Here is a 23,749-nt window from a genome sequence, read left to right as displayed (position 1 = left end):
AAACAAAAAAATGGGAAGAAAGAGCTCTTAAAAGCCAGAAAATCAAATTAATTTACAAAAACTGAGGGAATACAAGAGGCTATAGATTTAGAAACTAAGCTGAGAAGAGTTCAGTGCAATCGCCATGTCATGGCTAAAGACATCATAGCTCATACTGAGCGTATTTTCCAAGAACAGAACAAGAGAATATCCTATAAATCTGGGCCACCCAAGGTGTGTCTCTCTTAAACAAGTTCATTTGAAGGAGGGCAAGGAAGCCCCTGGCCTCCTTCATATTGTGTGATGTTTGAGAAGACCTCTTCGGGCTTTTCTTATCTTTCATTGGGTTATATTGCTTTCTCGGCAAGTTGATTCATCATGCCCAAACTACAGGATAGAAATCTCCTTCAAACATTTGCACTCCAATAATTGTCAAGGTTAAGGAGACAGTGAATGATACAAATTATACCGTTAGATGGGACGCCAGCAGAATATTTTGAAAGCTTCGATGAACTTTTTAAGCGTATCCAAACGACTGAAAATTTGAAGCTGGCAGATGATCAACCTGATCTTTCGCAAATGAATTGGAGTTTTATGATCTACACACCAAAACGAGTCGCCGTGCTCTATGCTCACACTTCAGAACCGTGTGAGGCGATGCAGGAAGCATTGGAGGATAATCTGCCGTTGCTCGAAATTTGTGCAGGTGATTATAAAAAGCCCCTATACATCGTCTTGAGCCCCAACGTTGATCTGGATTACCTGAAGCGAAAATGGTGCATCGATTGGTGCACGTTTCATCATGTGCTGGTGAGGGGGGTTTGAGACATTTGGTGTCCAACTTCAATTTTAACATTATATAATATCACGTATGTATTAAATAAGACAAAAATGTTCTAAAATTTTATTTGCGTATTTTTTTATTGTTAACTATTTTGCATTAAAAATTCTATTTTCCTTCGAGTTCTTGCAATATGTGGACAAGTTGAGGGAAAGTAATTTTGTAGAATTGTTAATGATTGTTTTAAATAGTCAATTGAATGATTTTTCATAGTTATTGCAGCATGGGTATCTCCATTAGCGTAGGCAATCTTAGCTTTATATAAATATAAATCAGATAAGTTTTCTAAACACATATAATAGTCTGGATGATTGTTTTTCTCAAATAATTTACTAGACTCTACAAAATAAGACTCAGCACTTTTTTCATCTCTTTCTAGAAAGCAAATCTCTCCCAACATGTTTAATACAACAGCGACAGTGATGTGTTCCTTACCAAAGTTTTTAAGGTAGATTTTTAAAACCTGCTCAAGGATTACTTTTGCTTTTATAAAATTGCCTTGTTTGGCATACACAAGAGCTAAATATTTCATGGGCCAGGCAGTATAAATATAATTCTCATGAAAATGGTCACTATATTTTTTACATATTTGATCGAAAATTTTCTTTGAATTATCTTCCTTATTTAATATAGAGGGTGGTTTGATATTCTCTAGTGCCCAATTTATACCAACCTCATCAAAAAAATATGAGGAATATATTTTAATACTTTGTTCTAAAGAATCTTTAGCTTTAGCATAATTGCCGCATTTAAAATATAGAACTCCTAAATGTTCTAACCCCCAAGCTACATCAAAATGTGTGTTAGAGCGTTCATCTTTAAAGGTAATCATACTTTTTTCTAATTCTGCTTGTGAATCCTCGTAATTACCTAATTCTCTATCAATAATTGCAAGTTGTCCTTTAACCCAAGCAAAATAATTTTTATTTTCAGGAAAAAATTGTCTTTGTATGTCGAGGCCTTTGTAAAAAATGGCTTTAGCATTATTATAATTTCCTAATATCCTCTCCACAATTCCTAAATAAATTAAGAAATAACTATGATTTACTATTTCTTGAGGATAATTCTTATCATAAATACCAATACTTTCTTCTAACAATTTTTTGCTGCGAGCATAATGACCGAGGTCTCTATAAACGTTACCCAAATACCCCATAAATAAAGCAATGCGAACAGGTGATGTGTTAGGAAGTTTATTTAATTCATTCAGAGAATTTTCAAGATATCTTTTTGCTTTGATATTATCGCCATAAAAATATTCTATTATACCCATTTCACCTTCTAGCGTGGCTTCCGTTCTTGATTCCAGAAGATGTTTATGGCTTAAAAATTTATGCAAATGTTGATTTAATGCCTTCATTTTTGCTAGGTCAGCTTCTATAACTACTTTGTTAATTCCATAATCCATTAGACAATTGGATATATTGTGGGTTATATCTTTGTTTTTTTCCAAATCTAAAACTTTTTTAAGATAAGAAAGACTGATGAGCTGAGTATTACGATGAATAGATATAGTTGAACTTGAGTGTGTAGAGTTTAAATGCTTACTTGTTATGAGAGAGTATTTTTTTAAGTTATATATAAAATTGCTAACAACTACGCTATTTTTACAACAATCTAACAAATCTCGTGGAATTTCTTGTGAATCTATCATGCTAATTAATAACAGTAATTCAGGAAAATCTTTATGCTTTTTGAAAATATCCTGCAACGCTAAAATCACTATATTTTCTCGCGTTTTTGTATAACTACCAACTTCTTTCAAAATATTTTCTTGAACGCTTGCAAAGTCTTTATTGGATGTTTCCAAATTTTCTAGATATGAATTAAACGGCATTTGTGTAGCTTTTAGATAATAAGCTGCCAGTGATATATCAAGTGGAAATGGGGGAAGTTTTTTTACAAATTCTATTACGTCCTTATTATGATTTACTCTAAGATTGTCCATTTCACTTGATGTGATTTTAGCAAAGAGATCTAGTTTTTCTTTAGAAGATAACTCACCAATATGAATTACATGGTTAATATATTTGCTATTTTCAATATTGCTATTTCGCGATGTGAGCAAAATTTTTCCCTCACCCCACTCAGTGGAATCATTTGGAAAATACTTTTGTATTGCATCAAATGATTCCACATTATCATAAATTAGAAACCAGTTCGGATTAAGTTTTAATCTATCTTTAACAAATTGAATAAGTTTGGTTTCCTTTTCAGCTAATGAGCTCATCATTTGAATATTTTTTAACAACTTATGGTCTATATCACTTTGAGATAGTTTTTGCCCTAATTTATCAAATGAGGCATTAAGGCTCTGAGGGGTTTCAGTGCTAAATTCCCACATTATACTAGCTTTTTGTTGACTCACATATTGTCGTGCAAGAGTTGTTTTTCCTGCACCGCCAACGCCAATAAGGGCTATAGCGTGAATACCTGATGCTTTTTCAAATTCCTTTTTAATTTGATGTATAATTTCATAGCGATTAAGATGAGGTATATTATTAGAGCCAGATAAATTTGAATGTATAAAAGGTCTTTCTATTTGCTTTTTTCCTTTTAGCGCCCAAAAAAATGTAGCACTAAGAATACATAATATTAATATAAATAATATTATGAAGGTTTTAAACGAAAAATCATAAAACTTTTTCTCATTTCGAGATTGTACTTCTGTGTGAGGAGTCTGGGTTATATTGGTATTTTGTTTGTTTTGATCTATAAATTCATTAATGTAACTATCCAATTTGATATTGGGGAAAATTTTTTGAAGAATATTGAAAACAGTGCTGTAATAATTGGTTCCGTTATCATATTTCAAATGTTCTAACTTATTTAATTGTAATGAGCATTGCTTGAATATTTCATCATTAGAAAAAAGAAAAAACCTGTGTGATGCTTGGGTGTTTTGTTGAAGTAAAAATGTGTTGGAATCTATTAATGTATTTATTGAGTGTAAATTAGAGATGAAATAAATTGTAAATTCATTCTTACTATCGTGCTTGTTAAATAGCGAGAAGGATTGGGTAGGTTCCCAAAGTACTTGTGAAAGGCTAAGACCCACTATATTAATATGCTTTATTAGGTTTTCAATAAAATAAGATTTTATTTCTTCTTCTTGTGCTACTAGAAATATCTTTTTTTCTTTGTCCAAATCCGGAATAAGGGCAATGCTTTTTAATATTTTTTCGAAATTAAGCTGCATTAATAAGCTTGTATGGTATCTTTTAACATTCGCAAACTGGTCAGATTTTTCAATAAAATCAATAATTCCTTCTTTAGAATTACATTCCAATTTTATCATAATATTTCTTGTGTAGCTTTCTACAGTCTTCTGAGAAAGGGAGAGAAGGATACCAGTCCTTTTTGCTGATCGTCCGCTGATTATAAAAGCAATGATGTCAATTTCTCGGGGAGTAAAGCTTATATCTCCTATTTTCAATAGGCACTTTGAATAAATTAATTGCGGTAAGTCATTGTCTTGAATGTTCATAAAGTTTATCTCAAGAAAGAAATTAGGATCACCTAAAGTATTTTGCAATGAATAGGTTTGCTTTCTTAGCAATTTAGTGGCTTCATTCCTTAATGTAAAGGTCTTACAGTAAAATTCCCTGTAGCTAGGCTTTGGTAAATATTCCTGTTAGAAAATGAAAATTATAATGATTTAAATTGATAATTGTTAGTACAGCATTTTGCCTTGCTAACAAAATAACCGAGATATGGCATATAACCTTATCTTAAAAATAAACCTTATAATTAATAGGATTTAAATCATGGAAAATACTCTTTTAAATGAAACAGAATTAGAATATTCAGAGTTGGAAGGGACGATCTTAGAGGAAGATGCTTCTACCTTGACACAGGGATATCGCGGGTTAGCTCCAGAAGGTCCAACGGGCGGCAAGCGTTGGCCAAGATAAAGTTTAAACTTTGCTTAAATGTCACCGATTTAAATATCGGTGACACAAAATATATAGCGAAGAGTGAATTAAGTAAAATACTTTTTATAGATTTCTTTAAATTATAAAACACAAATAAGGAATTAGATTATGGAAAAAGAATTTTTGCAAGAAGCTGAAGTAGAGTTATCTAAACTATATGAAATAATTTTAGAAAATAATGCTTCCACATTAACAACGGGTCGAACAGGTGGGGCGCTCGAATCTCTAGGTGGCGTTTGTTGGTCAAGATAAATCTTAGATTTTACTTTAATGTCACCGATACAAAAAGTCGGTGACATAAAGGGAATGGATAATTTATTAAATATAAATTTAGAAAGAAAAATTATTTATGTATTATCATCTTGCAGATCACATATATATTACGCAATTTAAAAAAGAGTATATTCTTTTAAATGCTAAATTAGATAAATATGTTGTTTGCTCTAGCAAAATCTCTAACATATTTGAAGAAATATTTTCCCGAGAAAATTTATATTTTTCACAGCACAATTCATCGACTTCACAAGACTTAAAATTTAACCATATTCAAAAATTATTAAATAAAAATATTATTGAATACAATAATCAGCCTTACCCCTATTATATTGATCGTAAAATAAATTCAAATGGTGTCACAAATGTTGATTGGAAACTTCCGCTAAAAAATAAAAATAATAAGATTAACCTGCAAGTTATATTAGCATTAAAAAATCTTATAAAAATTCATATGCATATGAAAATAAAAGGATTTTATGCAACTATTAAGCTCCTTAAAAAATTTCATAAATTACAAGTCAATTATATTATTCCCCAAAGAGAAGAATTAGATAATTTAGCAAATATAGTAAATGACGCCTGTATGATTTATCCAACTCGTACAAAATGCCTAGAGTGGGCCATGACTTTCGTATTAATGGCGTTAAAGCGCAATTGGAAATGTAATTTAGAAATTGGTCTTCAAAATTATCCTTTTATGGCACATGCCTGGGTGGAGTGTGATGGAAAAGTTGTGAGAGATTCTCCAAATTTAAGAGAAGAAATGGCTATAATTTTGAACGAACCTTTTCGGAGGGCAATTATATGATATATGCAGGAATATTCAACTTTGGAGCCTTCTCGATTGATGAAAAAAAAATTTATGACAATGTTGCATTATTTACGAAAGTTGCTCCAACCGCTATTTATCAAGAATCAGTTATCCTATGTTGCGGAAAAATTTCTGATTTTCAAGACGCGGACAAAATTTGGAATGCTAATTCATCAATCTTAATGGGGCGTGCATTTGATAAAAATTCTTCAGATAATTTAAAATTAGAAAATTTTAAAAAATATTCTGAATTAGATTTGTCTCTTTTTATAGATAACGTATGGGGTAAGTACGTTTATATAAATGCAAAAAAAGACAAGTGTGAGATTATCCTTGATTCTACTGGGCAATTGCCATGCTTCTTTCATAATTTACCAGATGGAGGTATTTTATTTTCCTCACACATTGAAATTATATTCAAAATTTTGAATAAAAAATTTGAATATAATTGGCAATATCTTAATTCTTATTTGATACATAGCAATAGTTGTTCTACTCAAACTCCATTTGTAAATATCTTTGAAATACCTCCCGGGTGTAAATTAAATATTACAAAAAGTGAAAAAAAAATAACTTCATTGTGGAATCCATTATCTTTTTATAGCAAAAAGATGGAACAAAACGAAATTGTTCCTGTTCTCCAGAATACTCTAGAGGCATGGATTAAACCTTATAAAAACATCTGCGTAAGCCTTTCTGGGGGCTTGGACTCATCTTCCATTGTTTACTGTTTAAAAAATGTTGTAAAAAATAATCAAAATTTGACTGCAATAAACTATTTTCACCCAGAGATAAATTCATCAAATGAGTTAATGCATGCTCAAAAAGTAAGTCAAGAGACGGGTATTAAGCTTATTGAAATTGATGCTACTGACTATCTACCTTTTGATCCCCCTAAAAAAACCCCCATTTTCAAACCTAATAAACCGCTACCAGATTTAATAAGTTTGAGGTGGTTAGAAAGTATTTCTAATTATCTACCTAATGACGAATTTTCTACATTTATTAGCGGACATGGAAGTGACCATATTTTTATGGGTGTTCCCTCTAAAAGTTCATCTGTGGATTATATTATTGAAAATGGACTAAGAGGATATATAAAACAGGTTAAATGTCTAGCACACTTGTCTCGGGATCCAATTTACTCAATTTTAAAAACAAACATAGTAGACTTTTATTCTTACTACTTTTCAAAAATTAAGAAAAAAATTGATATTTACAATACTATTGATGAAATCCCTCAATGGGTTAAACCTGAGGTTTTAAATAATATATCATCAGAATTTCTTCATCCAGTTTTTGATAAATTACCAAAAGATATTCTTCCAGGTAAATACGCACAGATTGAAGCTTTGTACGAGGGCATTGCCTCTATTCATGTAGAAATGATGCACAGTTTAGAGCATACGTTTTATCCGTTTCTATATGAGCCAATGCTAAAATCAGCACTTTCTTATTCAACATATAAATTATTTAAAGATGGCTTTGACAGATACCCTTTGCGTAAAGAAGTAAGCAGTGCTTTTAAGACGGATACAGTTTGGAGAAGAGATAAAAGTCAAACAACAGGAGTTTTTCAACAAGGATTAAAGCACAATATAGAGCGAATAAAAACACTGTGCCTGGAGGGTTTTTTTGCATCTCATGGACTAATCGATAAAAAGGGATTTGAAGTAACAATCAATAAAATTGCTAATGGCGAAATCAAACATATGTGGCCTTTCATGCACTTAGCTTCAATAGAAATTTTTCTGAACTATTGGGAAAACAAACAACTATGAGCAAAAAAAATAATCATGAACAATATTGGATTTGTATAAAATCCGTTTTCTTCGCCACATTTCAAGATAAAAAAATATTTGCAAGTTTTTGTATGGCAGTCGTATTTTTATTGATTGGTATCATATCTAATATACTTGTCCCCTTTATTCTTAAAAATACTGTTGAATTCTTTGCAGTTCATCATGATAGTTCAATGACTACACTCATTTTAATAAGTTATGGTTTAATTTGGATAATTAGCCAAGCATCCCTATCTCTTCGATCCATATGTACATATCGTATTGAACAAAGGATAATTTATACGCTAGGTATAAAAATACTTTCTCATCTTCATTCACTTTCACAAAACTATTTTTTAAATCAGAAAGCAGGTGCATTAACAAATCTTATTCGCAGAGCTCAACAAGACGTACCTGAGGTTACCTTAGGTATATTTTTTCACGTACTTCCAACTATTATTGAATTTCTATTTGTTATCATACTAGTTTCCATTATTTATCCGCCTATATATGGTTTTTTTCTTGCGAGTACACTAATTGTTTTTTTTGGTTATACTTTTATATCGATGAAGTCAATTTTGACAAGTCGTCATATTGCTAATGAAATTGACAAGAAGGCGGATGGTATTGTCACTGATTGGCTGTTAAATTATGAAGCAATAAAAGTATTCAATAAACAAGAATATGCAATAAAAACATATCAACAACAATTAAAAGAAAGAGAAAAAGCTGAAGTCAATTTTATGACAAATTTGAGTCTTGTGCGCTTGATACAATCTGTAATATTAGGTATTGGCCTTTCATTCCTAACTTACTATGTGGGTAAGGGTGTATTAGAAGGAAAATTAACTGTTGGAGACTTTGTACTATTTAATGGTTATATTTTACAATTTATAATTCCAATTAGTATCTTAGGTCAGTTAGCTCAAGATATGAAGAAAGCTCTTCTGGATATGAAGGGAATTTTGGATATACTTTTGACCGAACCTGAGATTAAACAAAATAAGTTTCCTATTACATTTAACGAAACAAATTTTGAACTTGAATTTAAAAGAGTTTTTTTTAAATATCAAGATAGACCTATATTAAATAACATCTCGTTTAAGATTTCTTCTGGTGAAACACTCCTTATTATAGGAGAAACAGGCACTGGAAAATCAACAATTGCTAAACTTCTTTTAAGGTTATACGAGCCAACATCAGGGCAAATTCTTATCAACCAAATAGATACAAAGTTACTTTCTTTTGAGTCTTTATATGAAACAATAGGATGGGTGCCTCAAGAAACATATCTACTTAATGATACTCTCTATAATAACTTACTATTTGTTAAACAAGATGCATGTCTTGATGAAATAGAATTTGTTTTAGAGAAAGCTAATCTTCTTTCATTTGTTAAGAATTTGCCTAACAAACTTTATACAAATTTAGGCGATAGAGGTGCCAAACTATCTGGGGGAGAAAAACAACGTTTGGCATTAGCTAGGCTTTTTCTAAAGAAACCAAAAATTTGCATATTTGATGAGCCCACATCGTTTTTAGACAGTAAAACAGAATCAATTATTCAAGCTAACATTGAAAAATATCTCCCAAATATGACTAAAATTATTATTACGCATAAGCCTTTCATGGTGAGTAGCGCAAATCAAATAATATCACTACACCCTAAAAAGCTTACCAAAGAAAGAAAAATAATTTTTCAAGAGAATAATATAAATAATATTTTTAAACAAACCACCAACACATTTATTGGAGAAAAAAATGAAAGTTATCAGTAAAATTTTTACCATTTGTATTTTAGAAATTTTTATAAATATATTTAGTCCTGTTTTAGCCAATGAAAAAATGGGCAGTTCAGAGAAAGGAAATCCTTATAGTTGGTTGGATGATGGCATATATAATCAAACAAGGCTTACTGAACGAGTATATAATAAAAATAAACCTCCAATCACATCGGAGGAGTTAGAAGATATTGAAAAAATTTACGATGATGGAATAATAACAACCATACTTCAAGAACTTATTGATCAAAAAATCTATCAACTTGAAACCAGGGTCTTCCCAACATTACAAGAAGACCTAAATAAGTTAGAGCAACGCATAAAACAATCTGGCAATTCGCCTTATACTATTACTGCAGAAGTAGTGGGCGGCGTATTTTCACAAATGACAACCTTTGTATTATTCAGTGCATTAGAATCTATTTCTGGGCCAGTGTTGTTTGGAGTTGCAGGAGCGGGTTTAGTGGGGGAAACTTTAAAAGCCGCCGATCGCATTTTTCGACCTTCTCAAATGCAATTATCTTTAGAATATATTAAAGCAACCCTTGAAAGTGAAAAAGATAAAATTATTAAAAATGTCGTTAATGAGGTGGGTATATCTGACTTAGAAATTGCTTATGTGCTAAAAAAGCGTTTTTATCCGGTAAAAATTCAGAAAAAAATAGAGCAAACATTTATGGATGCTAGAGCAAATAGCATTTTTGCAACAGATATTAGAGGCGTATTAAAAAATTATTTAAGATTACCCATCAAGAAGAAAAAACTTCCCTGGGATCCTAATCTATATGATTTTAATGGTAATGCAGCCGAAGATTCAAAAAAAATTGATGATGATTCTGACAATGAACTCAACTCTTATACTAACGTAACAAAACATCAACTACAAAGAATGGCCTTACAACTTGTTGCCTCTTCTAACTCTAGTATTCCTTCCGCTGGGAGAGCATTTTATTTTTTTGGGGATCCAGGAACAGGAAAGACAAATGCTTCTAGAGTTATTTTCGAACAACTGGGATTACCTGCTTGTGAAATATCTATAAGATCTCCTCAAGATCTTACAAGTGCAGCTTTAGAAGGCGAATCCTTTGGAAGCAAAACTTCTTCATTTGGACATTTTGTTCAAACTTTATTAAAAGGGCGCAATGAAAATGAAGATGATGTTTTTGAAGATTTTTTAATAAGAGCCGGTGGGTCAAAGAAATATAGTTTTAATATTAGGGTGCAGACTCAAAACACCAATGAGACATATAAAAATTCTGCATTAATACTCAATGATTTTGATAGAGTATTATTGGATGAATTGGGAAATCCCCAACCACAAGCCTTAGGTATGTTGTTGGATTACTTAGATCCTACTAAAGAAGAATTTCATAGCAATTATTTCGATGTTGGATTGTCTATTCAGGATCTAATCATAGTTATCACTGCAAATAAAAAAATTCCATCCTTCAAACCAGAACCTCTACTTCCAGTATCTTCCATCAGTTCAGGATGGGGGCTAAAAGCATTTGTAGGTGGGATAGGAAATATATCTAGCAATATAATGGGTATGTTTTGGTTAAATTTAGTTTCAAACGAGGAACAATTAAAAATATGTGTCAATGAGGAAGAGTCTCAACAACATTGCTCATTTAATGACGATGATGCTCAGGAATTAGTTAATGATCCTTTAGCGGCTCTTAGAGAGAGAATTGTAGAAATTCCATTTTTTAAATTAGATGTAAAAATCAAAAGAGCAATATTAAAAAGGTTTTTATCGTTTATGAAAAAAAAATATCTACTTGAAAATGCTATAACTGGAAAAGAAGAGGAAAGTATATTATGTAAAGCTGAAAAGGTAAGTTCACTTCGTAAAGCTAAGGTTATCGTTGAAGAAGCTGTACAAGCAAAAAAAATTCTGAATATTTCTTCTGATAAAATAAAATTCCAAGCTTCGGAAAAAAAGAAAGATAAAACTTTAAAAAGTGAAGCTAAGAAACTTTTAAAAAAATCACTTGTAGCTAGAGCGCCATTGCCTTTAATGACTAGAATTATTCCAAAAGTTCTAACATTGCAGGAAATATTTAAAGCCACAATAAATCTTACTAGTGACGAAGATTCCGTAAAATTAGCCGCATTAAATGACCTTTTTGGCTATGGTGGATTTCTTTGGGGATGGGGATATGTTGAATGTTTGTGGAGCCCAAAAACGTGGATTAGTGCTAAAGCTCCGCTTGGTGGCCTTGCGGCAGTTTATGCGCGTATGGCAAGATTTGAAGTTCCTGATGAACAGCATGACGTTCTTAGATTTCATTTGCAACTTGTTCAATATTTAACAGATATTTTATTGCAAGATTTTCATATGGGATATGAAGAAAATTTTATTTATAGAGAAATTATGAAATGTCCGCGTAAACAATCAAATGTTCGTATATTTTCCGGTCATTTAAATGAATTAGCTTTTTATGACAATAATAATGGACTAGAAGACAATCATGAAATAAATAAAAATTTATTAAAAAAGTTTTCCTTATGGTTGGTAGAGGGAGAAAAAGTTAAACAACTTAAAGAAAAATATAAATTTTAAATTAACAATAAAAGCTAGTGTTTAGTAATACATTAAATGAATGAGTGGGTCTGGCAGCTATAAAGCATCAAGATTCAAGCTAAAGAATGTACTATCGATAAATTTAGAATTGAAGAATTTATAAAATGATAATTAGTATTAATAAGAAAGATCTTATAAAGATTTTTTTTCAGATAAAAATAATATTGTTTTTTAAAATTATGATTTGTGTAATTTTTTGTAATATGATTGGTGCACTTGAAAATGCCCACAATCTTTATTTAAGTGATAATTTAGAACAACAAGATAAAGGGAGAGCAGCATTACGATCTATAACTTTAGATAAGAGTCATCATAAATCATTAACTGCTGCACAATTTTTATACACAAGTTCTAACGAAGGCGATAAGAAAGTTGGGAAAATAAAACTACTTTCTTGTCTTGAGGAAACAAATATGAAAGCCGTTGATGCTGCAACATTTCTTTTTAAAAATGCTGATAATGACGAAATCAAAGATTTAGCAAGAAAAATCTTAGTTTGTGTACTTGAAAAGTCCAGAAAAATATTATCAAGCTCCTTCTGCAGATGTATGGACGGATCAATTACGTATTAAAATAGAAGCGGCAATTACGTTAATGAAAAGGGGAAATGTTAATGATATTTCTTTAGGCAAGAGTGCTATAGAAAGCACTTATAATAATATTTTCTATCGCTACCAAGGTGATAAGCGCGATTGGGCACTTGGTATACTTTCAAATAATTTATATCATTATGGTGTAGAAGATGATGTTGAATTACAAATTTATAAATATCAATTAAATTGCAGAGATAACAATGCTGAAACTCATGCGGCAAATAACTTACTTCGAATTGCCAGAAATAATAAACATTCTTTGCAATTTCGCGCGGCTTTAATTTTACACTCAAAGCCTATGTATAATAGCAATGCTGTAGAAATTATAGGTGATATTTCTAGACAAAGTGATCATCCTAATCAACATGAAGCTTTGGAAAAGTTAAGTGCATGCTTACTTTTATAAATTGTAAAAGAAAATATATAATTTCTATCTAGTTTTACTAAAAATTATATTATTAAATTTCTAATTTTATAAAACACTCATTTTAAAAAATTTAGAAATGCTGAGTTATGAGTTGAATTTGCAACCGCGCATTTGTTGTATGTAATATATCTTAAAAATATGGAGGATTTTTGGATTTTAGATGGGATTAATTCAGGGGTTTTGGTAAGCTGTTGTTTGGGGGTTATTGCAGACTTTGTATTGAAATTTTTTATCTCAACCGAGAATCCTAATCAATTGTGGTTGATTAACTAACTTTCTTTACAACTTCTCCTCATTCAAATGGCTCTAATCTGTCATTGTCTTCGCAAAGCCACTTAAAAGGATCGTAGGGTGATTTTAAATTGGCCCCACTACCTTTTCCTAAAATATCGATCAAAGGGCATCAGGCGACCATTTGCGGAAGATTAAATGCTAATTTAAATTTAACTTAACTAAAAATTTATCATCTTCTTTCTCTTCTACTTTTTTGCAATCCAATTTTGCTGACGGAGGAGGTTTGGAGGAGGAAGAGTATTCTCTGAGTTCGTATTCTCTGAAATCCATAGATTATTATCTGCCCAAATTGGGCTGATCGACCTGCCCATTGTGGGCAGATCGATTTGTTGATTTTCATAGACAAGTATAAGGCGCAGTTTTCTTTGAAATTCGAATGAATGACTTTAAGCCTTTCAATTTTTTCCTCTTCCTTTCGATCGATTTTCGATGAAGGAGGAGATTTAGAGGAGGAAGAGTATTCTCTGAGCTAGTATTCTCTGTATCAATACAATATAAGATCTGGTCAATTTGACCAGATCGAACTGGTCATTATGACCGGATCGATCTGCCCGTTTGGGCAGACATATTGGAAGGGCAGTTTTATTGTAAAAAAGTCAAAGATAATAAAACGTAAACCTTTTTATTTTAAAATTGTGTAGTCAGCTATGAAAGCTATCGTATTAGTTGACAGCTTTATGGTCATCTTTTAAATTTTAATTGATTAACTACGCTAGAAATGAAATTTAGAAAATGTTTGAACACCCGGAATTCGATATATATGAAAATAATAATATCCCATTAAGTAGAGATTGCTATTTGATGGACGAGAAGTACCTGAAGGCATTTGAACAATATTGTGTAAATGGGTTCAATGGGATTGAATCAGAGCCCGTGGGCTATATTTGTCATATAGCCGTTAAGCAAATTAATGAACATTCCTTTGAACTGTCATGGTATCCCACTTATGAAAGGCTTCATGAGGTGGTAGTAAATTTGCCGAAGGATCAATTTATCATTTGCGTGGGTAGCTGGAGATGCGATGAAAAGCCTCATTTATTTGTAAAAAGCGGTTGGTTAAAACACTTATATTTAAAGCAATATTCCGTTTTTGCCTTGATCGATGCAGCTGATGTAAAGGCAGCAATTGAGGAGGGGCAACTATCCAGAGATAAGCTAATAAATATTAGAAACGCAATTGATGCCCTCGCAATAAAGTATCATAACATTTCATTTATTTCTTTTGCTGACTCATTGATCTTAAAGAGCAATTGGACAGTGGGAACGTTCGAAGATAACATTCCCTATAATTATAGCCCTGAAACCCTCCTATATATTTTTCAGGAAGTGCAAGCCATCTATAAAAAACATTTAGACTTAAACGTGTATGGTATCTTTTCTCAGGGGTCAAACGAATATTACGATGATTCTATGCTGCATATTTCCGCCACTCAAAATCATATTTGCCTTAATAGCTTAGGAACTCCATTTGCTAATTTAGAGGAAATACATAGAACAGCTAGATGCTGTATAAGAAATAATACGCATCCAAAATCAGAAGTATATATGGATGAAGATTTTTATCGATCGCTTAAACTCAAGTTTGATTTTGAAGAAGCTAATTTAGCAAAACAAAACTATGTATCCAAGATTGGCAAGGAGCAGAGTGTATATTACTATACTCAGTGCCAGCATATTCTTGATAATTTAAGAGAAGAAATGGCTTACAGTGGAAGAGTAGAAGATTCTGTAGTTTTTTGACTCCTATTTCGAATTTCTTGAGCCTTATTTCCAAAAAATTCAGCAGCCTGCCTTAAGGGCGCATCCGCTAGATGGGCGTATCTTTGCGTCGTTGAAGCTTGAGTGTGGCCTAATAATTTTCCAACGATACTCAAACTCAATCCGCTGGATACCAGATGAGAAGCATGAGTGTGCCGCAAATCATGGAGACGCACATTTGCGAGCCCAGCTCTTTTTTGAATGGTGCTCCAAGATTTCTTAATGTCTTGGAGAGGTTGTCCAGGTATTTTGCTGGGAAATAGGTATTTGTCTTTGCTCTTTTCTTTCATGCTTTTTAACAGAGTAATAACTTGAGTGGAGAGGGGCAGATGCTCCATACGATTTTGTTTCGTTGTATGTGCTGGTTTCGTCCAAATGCCTTTATCCAAATCAAACTGATCCCATGTAGCACTCAAGACTTCTCCGCGCCTGGAGCCTGTAAGCACAAGCAACCAAATGGCCTTAGCAATACTTTGGTTGGGGTGTGATTCAAGAGCGACCCATAGTTTTTCTAACTCTTCTTCATCAAGCCAGCGATTGCGTTTCTGTTCCTGATATTTTTGAACGCCGTTGACGGGATTATCCGTGCGCCATTTCCACTGAATAGCTATATTCAACATCTTACTCAATAGCGCCCGAACACGGTTGGCCATGTAGGGGGTATCTTTAAGCTCATGATGTAAATATTGGATATCTTGAGCCGTAAGTTCTTCAACCTTTTTATCTGCCCAACGTTTAAGAATAATTCTTTCTAACATCTTCTGATCTTCTCGAAAACTTTTCGGTCTTTTGTTGGTTTTGGCATAGATCTCAAGATACTCTTTGGCCAGATTAGCGAGAGATGGTTTAATTCTTCTTGATTGAATATCTTGTGAGGGATCTTCCCCCTGGGCTACATCTCCTAAGAGACCTTTGGCTATTTCCCGAGCTTGCTCAGCTGTAACAGTTCCATGAATGCCGATCTTTTTGCGACGTGTGCGAAGAAATTCATTCCGATATTGGACGAAATATGTTTTGCGACCTGTAGGATATACTCTTAGGCCCAGGCCTTTAATTTCAGAATCCCATACAAGCACTTCATCGCTTTTGTGTGGCTTAATACTTTCAACAACACGCTTGGTTAGTTTTTTACCATCCATCAATTTTATCTCTTATCGATTGTCATAATAAATTATAATTCCGGAAGCAATCCGGAAGCAATAGGAATTGATTCGAAGCGATTATATGTTAATTAGGAAAATGAAAAATTTTTAAAAAACGTAATTTTTTCAAATAATTATATAATTTATGAGAACGAATGATATGAGTAGTCCTACTGACTTTTAATCAGAGGGTCGTTGGTTCGAATCCAACAGGGCCCACCAATTATCCTTAAACTTGCAAGGTTTTTGATTTACCCCCTACAGCGTCCAGGTAGTATATAGGTAGCAAAGAAGCGATTATTTATATAAGTACGCTGCCAGAAATCATTAAAAGTTCTCTAGAACGGCAACCAGAGCTTATGATCCCAAAACTTATATCTCCCCTGTCAGAAAAATTTATGAACGTTACGGAAAATTCTTTAGATAATTCTCTTGAAAAAGCACAAAACTTGAAAATGGCATCGAATAAGCGATTACCAAAGTAGATAGGTTGATTCATTGTCAAAGGAGAGAAATGATCTTAAGGGGAATTATGCAGAGCACTATTTTACACAGGATGTTATCTACGGGATAACTTCTTCAAATACGGAAACTTTCTTATTTATTGAAGCAATTATTGAAAATATCAAAAAATTAAACCCCGAATAAAGAGACTTTTACTTAAAAAAAGCCAAAGATAAGTTCAGGTTTAAGACACACTCAGGCTAACCTTTAGAACTTAATGAAGGGAAAAAATGGGTGTGTTATTTTGCCTTTTATGAGGAACAGAATTATTAAATGAAGTTTTTCAGTGCATGCACCAAACTTTGGGAAAGATCCAGTTGATTCGAGTTATGAGGGATGGTGTTACAAGAAACGATTTGTTGCGCACCTGCCTCGATCAATGTTTGAGTTGTAATCCCTGAAAATATGGGGTGGACAGCGACACAAACAGGTTGTTTTGTTTCCAGAGACCTGAGGTGGCGTATGGTTTCAATCATCGTCTGTCCTGTTGAAACAATATCGTCTACAAGGACGGGAACATGATCAGGAAAACTTTCCATATTGGGAATGGAGACTTTAACATCATGATCACCTAATCGCAGCTTTTCAAGTACGGTGTAAGGAGCGTGGATAGCTTCTGCAATTTGTGACACCCATTGTTTGCTTTCTCCATCTGGACCAATTAATAGGGGTTGTTTGATGTGTTTATGAATCCAAGAGGAGATCACAGGTGCTGCCGTGACGACTTGAGTTGGTATCGTATAAATCTCACTAAGTGAATGGTATCGATGGAGATGAGGATCCACTGTAATCATCCAATCAAAAGCTTGGGAAACTAATTTTGAAAAGTAAGTTGATGTAATGGCTTCACCGGTGTGGAAGCGGGTATCTTGGCGCATATAAGCTAAATAAGGAGCAATCAAACCAACCTCAGTTGCTCCCAAGTCTTTTGCGGTTTCGGCAGCAAAAATGAGAGGCAGAATTTTTTCATTGGGGCGATCCAGCGTATCGATGATGACGATTTTTTTTCCCAAAACAGGTGACTCGTATCTTAAATAGCTTTCTCCATCCGGGAATTGGTGGCAGATCATTTGAATCTTTTCAAACTCCAGCATTTTTGTGAGTTCATTGACAAAATGATCAGAACCAAATAATGAAAAAATAAGGGTGCTACTCTTTTTCAATGTTAATAATATCCTTATTTAAGTTCAGGTAATCCAGAGCATATGATAATTGACCTTTGGAGTCAGCATGAATGGTAAACAGGGGTTGTCCATAGTCAATAAGCGAACCTATAGGTGTGTGCAAATCAACTCCCGCCGTTTGATCATAAGGAGCACCGGCAAGTTTGGCAACTTTTGCAAGGTGCCGATTATCGATACTTTTAACTTGTCCTGCCTCTTCTGCTTCGATGGTATGAGTATATTGAGCCGTTTTTGGTTCACGAAATCCACCTTGCGCTTCGCAGATGGCGTGAAATTTGTTCCAAGCTGCGCCACTTTCCAGAATTCTGGTCGCTATAAGCCTTCCTTCCCCCTTCGAAACCTTATTTGAAAATTCAAGTATGTGCCCTGCTAAATCAAGTGAACGGGTTTTCAAATCCAGGGGCGCATCCGGATCACCTTGAAGAACTTTTAAAATATCTCTTGCTTCCAAAGATGGCCCAATTCCCCTGCCAACGGGTTGTTGGCCATCAGACTCAATGACGTTAACACAAACACCAAGTGCATCAGCTACATAGAGAAAATATCTTTTGAGAAGTTTGGCCATCTCTGGCGTTCGAACTTTTGCTGTGGGCCCTATCGGCATATCGATAACGATGTGTGTTGAGCCAGCTGCAATTTTTTTTGAGAGCACAGAAGCAATCAATTGGCCTTCACTATCAATATCAAGAACACGTTCCACAGCAATTAAAATGTCATCTGCAGGACTAAGAGAGACCGAGCCACCCCACACAATACAGCCATTCTCTTGATTCACAACTTTATGCATCGTTGGCAGATCAAGATTTACAGGTGCGAGAACTTCCATAGTATCCGCTGTGCCGGAAGGAGAGGTAATGGCTCGCGAGGATGTCTTCGGCATGATTAAACCATAACTCGCGATAATAGGAACAACAATAAGGCTGGTCCGATTACCAGGTATTCCCCCCACGCAATGTTTATCAACGACTTGATCTACGTTCCAGGATAGGCGACTCCCTGTCTCGATCATCGCTTGGGTCATATAAACAATTTCATCAGGGTTTAATCGCCCTCCAGCGCAAGTAGACAGAAAAGATGCAACCTCAATATCTGAATAGAGGCCTGTAGTTATATCTGCAATAATATCATGAATTTGTGTCTGGTTGAGAGAATGGCCATAGATTTTAGAACGTACTGAATTAAAAGAATGAAGAGGTAATGTATGAGAAATGAAAACTTGATCACCCTGCGAGGCTCCTAAACTATCCCAGGCTGCATTAGAAAGTCCAGCTTCATTTGAAGATAAAAGTCCATTTTCCACAAAATTTAAGGTAGCAATGATCTGCTTCTGATTAACAGCAACTCTTACGCGGGCGTGAACTTCGAATCCTTCTGAGCGGCATACATCAGCATCGACAGGGAGGTAAAGAACTTTCTCTTTATACGTGTTAATCCCCAAATATTTAAGGCGCAGGGCACCACAACCTTCTTTTTTCATTATAAGCTTTCAACGGTTAAGTATTTGGGGATTGAACATGGCCACCCAAACCGGTCTTCAATGTGCTTTTTCAAGCTGAGGGAGGCGTTAGGTTCCCCATGGGTGATAAAAACTTTCCGAGGTGAATGTTGAAATCCTTTCATCCATGTTAGAATTTCTTCGTAATCTGCGTGAGCAGAAAGTTCGCTGATATTGGCAACTTCCGCACGTATAGGCACCCATTCACCATGGATTTTGACTTCTGGTTTGCCTTCAAGGATAGAAGCGCCCCGTGTTTCCGCAGCTTGATACCCGGAAAGTAGGATGGTATTTCGCTGATCTGGAGCAAACACTTTAAGATGATGGAGAACACGCCCACCTGTGGCCATACCGCTTGCGGAAATAATAACTTTTGGGAAAGCTTGCGAATCGAGCCATTTAGATTCTTCAGCTGTATTAACATACTTTGCGACTTGACATGTTAGCCTGCATTCCTCTTTAGAAAGATGATGGTCACGAGGATGACTATGCATAATTTTTGTCGCATCAATGGCCATGGGACTATCTAAATAAATGGGAAGATCTGGGATAAGGTTGGCTTCCTTGATTTTAGATATATAATAAAGGAGCGCTTGGGCACGACCTACGGCAAACGCCGGTATTAGAATTGTTCCGCCGCGTTTGACGGTACGATTTATAACCCGCGCTATTTTCTCCATAGGGTTACTCACTTCATGCAGCCTATCTCCATAGGTTGATTCTATCACTAAGTAATCAGTCGCCTCGATTGGAACAGGTGGTTTCATAATGGGGTCTTGGAGTCGTCCGATATCTCCCGAAAAAAGAATACGCGTCTCTTCGCTCCTGCAGTGTATAAAGGAAGCCCCCAAAATATGGCCTGCCCGATGCCAACTTGCTTGAAAATCCTTGAAAATTTGTACAGGCTTTTCAAAACTAACAGGGACAAAATAATCCAAAGATCGAATAGCTTCCTCTTTTGTATAAAGGGGTAAAGCAGGAGCATGTTTTGTGTAGCCATATTTATTCGCTCGCCTGGCATCTTCTTCTTGAAGATAACCACTGTCGGGCAATAAAATCTTACATAATTCTATTGTTGCTTCTGTCGCATAAATGCGGCCCTTAAATCCATTTTTAACTAAGAGAGGGATATACCCAGTATGATCGATATGAGCGTGAGTTATAAGAACTGTATCGATGGTTTTCGGATCAATCGGTAGGGCAGCCCAATTTTGAAGTCTGAGTTCTTTTTTACCTTGAAAAAGTCCACAATCGACCAAAACTCTTTTGCTGCCTGTTTCCAGTAAATATTTTGAACCCGTAACAGTTCCCACACCTCCAAAAAATGTTAATTTCATCAAATTCTTCTCATAAAAAATTCTCTTTTATTAGAGTAAATCATAAATTAGAGTTGTTAAGGAAGCGATAAAGAAAAATTGAATAAAGAGGATTAAGGTTTTATCTTGCCTAACTCAGAAATTATCCGAGATATCGCACTTAGCGGTGATGCAATGCAAAGGGTTGACCGTTGGGTAATCGATCAGCTTGGTATATCTTCTTTAACTTTAATGGAATCAGCGGGAAAAGCCGTTTCCCAAATGATAGCAGATCGCTTTGGACATTTATCCGATAAACGCGTTGGTATCTTTTGTGGGCAAGGTAATAATGGTGGAGATGGTTTGGCTATAGCACGTTTTCTGCTTTTAAGCGGTACCGAAGTTACAGTTTATATCTTAACGGAGTCAAAGAATTTAAGTGCCGATGCACAACATAATTTACACACAACGCAACAAATAATTGCCAAAGGAAACAAAGGAAAGATACAACATCTTCAATGTTCAGAAGATTTTGTATCTATTGCTGATGCAGATTTTTTTATTGATGCTCTTTTGGGGACCGGTTTTAAAGGAGCCTTAAGTCCCTTTTTTGAGGAGATAATTACATGGTTAAATCAACAACATGTACCGGTGATATCCGTAGACATTCCCAGCGGCTTAGATGCAACCACGGGTAGGGTTGAAAGTATTGCAGTTAATGCTGATCTTACCCTAACTCTTGCTGTAGCAAAAATTGGCTTGTTACTGAATGATGGCCCTGATTATACAGGACATTATAAAGTAGTTGATATTGGCATTCCGCATTCTGCTTTGAGAGGTATTGCGAACGAGAGTTATTGTGTCACTATTGCTCATCATGCTCTGATTCAAGCGTGGTTACCAAAACGGTATCGTGTCACCCATAAATATCAGATTGGCTATCTCCTGGCAGTTGTCGGATCGCGTGATTATGCCGGTGCGGCGGCTCTTTCGGTGCAGGCAGCTTCTCGAGCAGGTGTCGGTGGCGTTATATGTACAACGGTGCCGTCTGCGCAACCGATTGTCCAAAATTATTGCCCTGAAGCGATTACTTTAGGATTACAGCAAACGGATACAGGAACCCTTGGAGTTGAGTCATTATCAGAAATTTTAGAAAGAAGCCGAAAATGTAAAGCCACTTTAATTGGCTGTGGATTGGGAAGATCAAAAGAAACTGGAAGATTAATCGAGCAATTATTTATAGAATGTGCCAATAAACCAACGGTTATTGATGCGGATGGACTTTATATTTTGGCCGAAATGGGCGAAGATTTTATTCGAACACATGCACATGGAAAGTGGATTTTGACCCCTCATGAGGGAGAGTTTCAACGACTCTTAAAAACTATCCCCTTAACCTCAGAAAATCGTTTGACACTGCTGCAAGAAAAATCGAAAGCTTGGAATTGTGTGATCCTTCTAAAAGGCTTTCCCAGTATTATCGGTTGTCCTGATGGCAAGCTATTTTTAAACCCAACTGGAAATTCCGCTGCAGCCACAGCAGGAAGTGGGGATGTTTTGGCTGGTATCTGCGCTGGTCTTTTAGCTCAAGGATTATCCCCATCTGAAGCTGCCGTTGTGGCTATGTATTTAGCTGGTTGTGCAGTTGATTTGTACAGTGGAACATCGGGTGCAGGGTTTCTAATGGCGTCAGATATCATTCAGCAACTTCCGATAGTATTGCAAGGATTTTCTAAGGGTAGAGATGTTAAGCAGGGCAAATGATATAAAGGAGGTGCTAGGATTGATCACAAAAAGAGAGGGCAATTGGAGGGTGTTTATAACTCTTGGCAGCTTTCTAAAAAGTCTCTCAGTATGTTTAATAACTTAATTAGAAATCGAGGGTGACAAATGGTAGACCGAGTCAAAGGAAAGATAGCTCTCGTCACAGGTGCAGCTCAAGGAATTGGAAAAACCATTTGTGAATTGCTTGTTCAAGAAGGAGCTATCGTAATTATTACAGATATCCTTAAGCGAGAAGGTGAAAAGGTTGCTAAAGATCTTGGGCCCTCTGCTTGTTTTTACCCGTTAGATGTATCTCGTGAAGAGGAGTGGCAGGCAATAACGCAGTTTGTAAAGTCACAATTTGGTAAGCTGGATATACTCGTTAACAATGCTGGCATCATGGGATCAGCTACTCATTTAGGTCCTTTAGACCCTGAAAATTCAAGTTTAGAAAGCTGGCATCATATTCATGCAGTCAATCTTAATGGGACCTTTTTAGGTTGTAAATATGGTATTGCCCTTATGAAAGGGGGAGGGGGCTCCATCATTAATATGTCATCCCGCTCAGGGGTCGTTGGGATTCCAAGTGCCGCAGCCTATGCTTCAAGTAAGGCAGCTATCCGCAATCACACAAAAACCGTTGCTCTCTATTGTGCTCAAAAGAGGTATAATATTCGTTGTAATGCCGTTCTACCAGCAGCTATCTTAACGCCACTATGGAACGATATATTGGGAGAACATGGCGAAGGCCGTCAAAGAGCGATTTCGGACTTAGCTGAAGGCATTCCTCTTAAAAGAATGGGCGATCCTAAAGATGTTGCATACGCTGTTTTGTATTTAGCCAGTGATGAATCAGGTTATGTAACTGGAACTGACATTACGATTGATGGGGGGATTTTAGCAGGATCAGCAGCTTCGCCAAAGAGTCAATAGAGTCTAATAATCTTTATGATTAGTCACAAGTTTAAGCTCATACCGCTTGAGAGTTGGCACTTCCACATTTGAATTTTTTCCTTAAGTATTTGGATTGCAGCATCGCTTTGAGAAGCTACTCCCTATTACTTAAATTTTTCATCCCCTTTATAAATTTCAACAATACGGCTTAGTTTCTTATCTATTTTGTTTCTCTCAAGGGCAGTCCCGGATGTTCTGAAATACTTTTCATTCAAGGAGATGAACTTCCACAGCCACTTCTCCTTGGGATTCTTTTTGTTCCATGTTGATAAGCTTTGAGAATGTCTTCAAATGTTGGGTCCAGAGGCGTGCTATTGAATTCGATCTGCTGTACTGACAACTTCATTT

General features: G+C 35.0%; 15 protein-coding genes. 10 read left to right on the top strand and 5 right to left on the bottom strand.

Annotated features, from left to right (window positions below):
- The first annotated feature begins 432 nt into the window (after nucleotides 1-432).
- Complete coding sequence (locus FJX03_07740; protein MBM3633572.1) at nucleotides 433-804, top strand: hypothetical protein; 372 nt, start codon at nucleotides 433-435, stop codon at nucleotides 802-804.
- A 101-nt stretch (nucleotides 805-905) separates the two neighbouring features.
- Here the strand turns inward: FJX03_07740 and FJX03_07735 are convergent, their stop codons facing one another.
- Complete coding sequence (locus tag FJX03_07735; protein MBM3633571.1) at nucleotides 906-4,307, bottom strand: tetratricopeptide repeat protein; 3,402 nt, start codon at nucleotides 4,305-4,307, stop codon at nucleotides 906-908.
- Nucleotides 4,308-5,104: 797 nt separating this feature from the next.
- Here FJX03_07735 and FJX03_07730 point away from each other — a divergent pair.
- The 7 genes from FJX03_07730 (at nucleotide 5,105) to FJX03_07700 (ending at nucleotide 15,045) form a co-directional block, all read left to right on the top strand.
- The gene (locus FJX03_07730; protein ID MBM3633570.1) at nucleotides 5,105-5,839 is read left to right on the top strand and encodes a lasso peptide biosynthesis B2 protein; all 735 of its coding nucleotides are present in this window, start codon (nucleotides 5,105-5,107) and stop codon (nucleotides 5,837-5,839) included.
- Nucleotides 5,836-7,623, top strand: coding sequence for a hypothetical protein (locus FJX03_07725; GenBank protein ID MBM3633569.1), 1,788 nt, complete (start codon nucleotides 5,836-5,838; stop codon nucleotides 7,621-7,623). Before FJX03_07730 ends, FJX03_07725 begins: the two co-directional genes overlap by 4 nt.
- The gene (locus tag FJX03_07720; GenBank protein ID MBM3633568.1) at nucleotides 7,620-9,401 is read left to right on the top strand and encodes an ABC transporter ATP-binding protein; all 1,782 of its coding nucleotides are present in this window, start codon (nucleotides 7,620-7,622) and stop codon (nucleotides 9,399-9,401) included. Before FJX03_07725 ends, FJX03_07720 begins: the two co-directional genes overlap by 4 nt.
- Nucleotides 9,385-11,970 carry a hypothetical protein gene (locus FJX03_07715; GenBank protein MBM3633567.1) on the top strand — a complete coding sequence of 862 codons (2,586 nt, stop codon included), beginning with the start codon at nucleotides 9,385-9,387 and terminating at the stop codon, nucleotides 11,968-11,970. The genes FJX03_07720 and FJX03_07715 overlap by 17 nt, the downstream gene beginning before the upstream one ends.
- A gap of 125 nt (nucleotides 11,971-12,095) precedes the next feature.
- The gene (locus FJX03_07710) at nucleotides 12,096-12,563 is read left to right on the top strand and encodes a hypothetical protein (GenBank protein ID MBM3633566.1); all 468 of its coding nucleotides are present in this window, start codon (nucleotides 12,096-12,098) and stop codon (nucleotides 12,561-12,563) included.
- Nucleotides 12,496-12,990, top strand: a complete 495-nt coding sequence (locus FJX03_07705) for a hypothetical protein (protein ID MBM3633565.1) — start codon at nucleotides 12,496-12,498, stop codon at nucleotides 12,988-12,990. The genes FJX03_07710 and FJX03_07705 overlap by 68 nt, the downstream gene beginning before the upstream one ends.
- A gap of 1,047 nt (nucleotides 12,991-14,037) precedes the next feature.
- Complete coding sequence (locus FJX03_07700) at nucleotides 14,038-15,045, top strand: hypothetical protein (GenBank protein MBM3633564.1); 1,008 nt, start codon at nucleotides 14,038-14,040, stop codon at nucleotides 15,043-15,045.
- Here the strand turns inward: FJX03_07700 and FJX03_07695 are convergent.
- The 4 genes from FJX03_07695 to FJX03_07680 form a co-directional block, all read right to left on the bottom strand.
- Nucleotides 15,009-16,202 (bottom strand): DUF4102 domain-containing protein, encoded by a 1,194-nt coding sequence (locus tag FJX03_07695; protein ID MBM3633563.1) that lies wholly within the window; start codon nucleotides 16,200-16,202, stop codon nucleotides 15,009-15,011. The two genes, FJX03_07700 and FJX03_07695, sit on opposite strands and share 37 nt — an antisense overlap.
- Before the next feature lie 776 nt (nucleotides 16,203-16,978).
- On the bottom strand, nucleotides 16,979-17,872 hold the full coding sequence (locus FJX03_07690) for a ribose-phosphate pyrophosphokinase (protein ID MBM3633562.1): 894 nt from the start codon (nucleotides 17,870-17,872) through the stop codon (nucleotides 16,979-16,981).
- Complete coding sequence (locus FJX03_07685) at nucleotides 17,859-19,370, bottom strand: thymidine phosphorylase family protein (GenBank protein ID MBM3633561.1); 1,512 nt, start codon at nucleotides 19,368-19,370, stop codon at nucleotides 17,859-17,861. Before FJX03_07685 ends, FJX03_07690 begins: the two co-directional genes overlap by 14 nt.
- Nucleotides 19,370-20,725 (bottom strand): MBL fold metallo-hydrolase, encoded by a 1,356-nt coding sequence (locus FJX03_07680; protein MBM3633560.1) that lies wholly within the window; start codon nucleotides 20,723-20,725, stop codon nucleotides 19,370-19,372. Before FJX03_07680 ends, FJX03_07685 begins: the two co-directional genes overlap by 1 nt.
- Before the next feature lie 105 nt (nucleotides 20,726-20,830).
- Between FJX03_07680 and FJX03_07675 the strand changes: the two genes are divergently transcribed.
- Together FJX03_07675 and FJX03_07670 are read left to right on the top strand one after the other, a co-directional pair.
- Entirely contained in the window at nucleotides 20,831-22,447 is a 1,617-nt protein-coding gene (locus FJX03_07675) for an NAD(P)H-hydrate dehydratase (GenBank protein MBM3633559.1), read from the top strand.
- A gap of 126 nt (nucleotides 22,448-22,573) precedes the next feature.
- Nucleotides 22,574-23,380, top strand: coding sequence for a glucose 1-dehydrogenase (locus FJX03_07670; GenBank protein MBM3633558.1), 807 nt, complete (start codon nucleotides 22,574-22,576; stop codon nucleotides 23,378-23,380).
- Nucleotides 23,381-23,749: the final 369 nt, after the last annotated feature.

It is taken from the genome of Alphaproteobacteria bacterium (genome assembly GCA_016870095.1).
In the GTDB taxonomy this organism is placed as follows: domain Bacteria; phylum Pseudomonadota; class Alphaproteobacteria; order Paracaedibacterales; family VGCI01; genus VGCI01.
The sequence above is the reverse complement of the archived record's forward strand: the minus strand, read 5'-3'. Positions and strand labels throughout refer to the sequence as shown.

What these genes read in the sequence shown, in the direction of transcription:
- FJX03_07720 (MBM3633568.1), top strand. Translation starts at nt 7,620, where the DNA reads ATGAGCAAAAAAAATAATCATGAACAATATTGGATTTGTATAAAATCC.
- FJX03_07670 (MBM3633558.1), top strand. Translation starts at nt 22,574, where the DNA reads ATGGTAGACCGAGTCAAAGGAAAGATAGCTCTCGTCACAGGTGCAGCT.
- FJX03_07715 (MBM3633567.1), top strand. Translation starts at nt 9,385, where the DNA reads ATGAAAGTTATCAGTAAAATTTTTACCATTTGTATTTTAGAAATTTTT.
- FJX03_07685 (MBM3633561.1), bottom strand. Translation starts at nt 19,370, where the DNA reads ATGAAAAAAGAAGGTTGTGGTGCCCTGCGCCTTAAATATTTGGGGATT.
- FJX03_07710 (MBM3633566.1), top strand. Translation starts at nt 12,096, where the DNA reads ATGATAATTAGTATTAATAAGAAAGATCTTATAAAGATTTTTTTTCAG.
- FJX03_07700 (MBM3633564.1), top strand. Translation starts at nt 14,038, where the DNA reads ATGTTTGAACACCCGGAATTCGATATATATGAAAATAATAATATCCCA.
- FJX03_07730 (MBM3633570.1), top strand. Translation starts at nt 5,105, where the DNA reads ATGTATTATCATCTTGCAGATCACATATATATTACGCAATTTAAAAAA.
- FJX03_07680 (MBM3633560.1), bottom strand. Translation starts at nt 20,725, where the DNA reads ATGAAATTAACATTTTTTGGAGGTGTGGGAACTGTTACGGGTTCAAAA.
- FJX03_07735 (MBM3633571.1), bottom strand. Translation starts at nt 4,307, where the DNA reads ATGAACATTCAAGACAATGACTTACCGCAATTAATTTATTCAAAGTGC.
- FJX03_07695 (MBM3633563.1), bottom strand. Translation starts at nt 16,202, where the DNA reads ATGGATGGTAAAAAACTAACCAAGCGTGTTGTTGAAAGTATTAAGCCA.
- FJX03_07740 (MBM3633572.1), top strand. Translation starts at nt 433, where the DNA reads ATGATACAAATTATACCGTTAGATGGGACGCCAGCAGAATATTTTGAA.
- FJX03_07725 (MBM3633569.1), top strand. Translation starts at nt 5,836, where the DNA reads ATGATATATGCAGGAATATTCAACTTTGGAGCCTTCTCGATTGATGAA.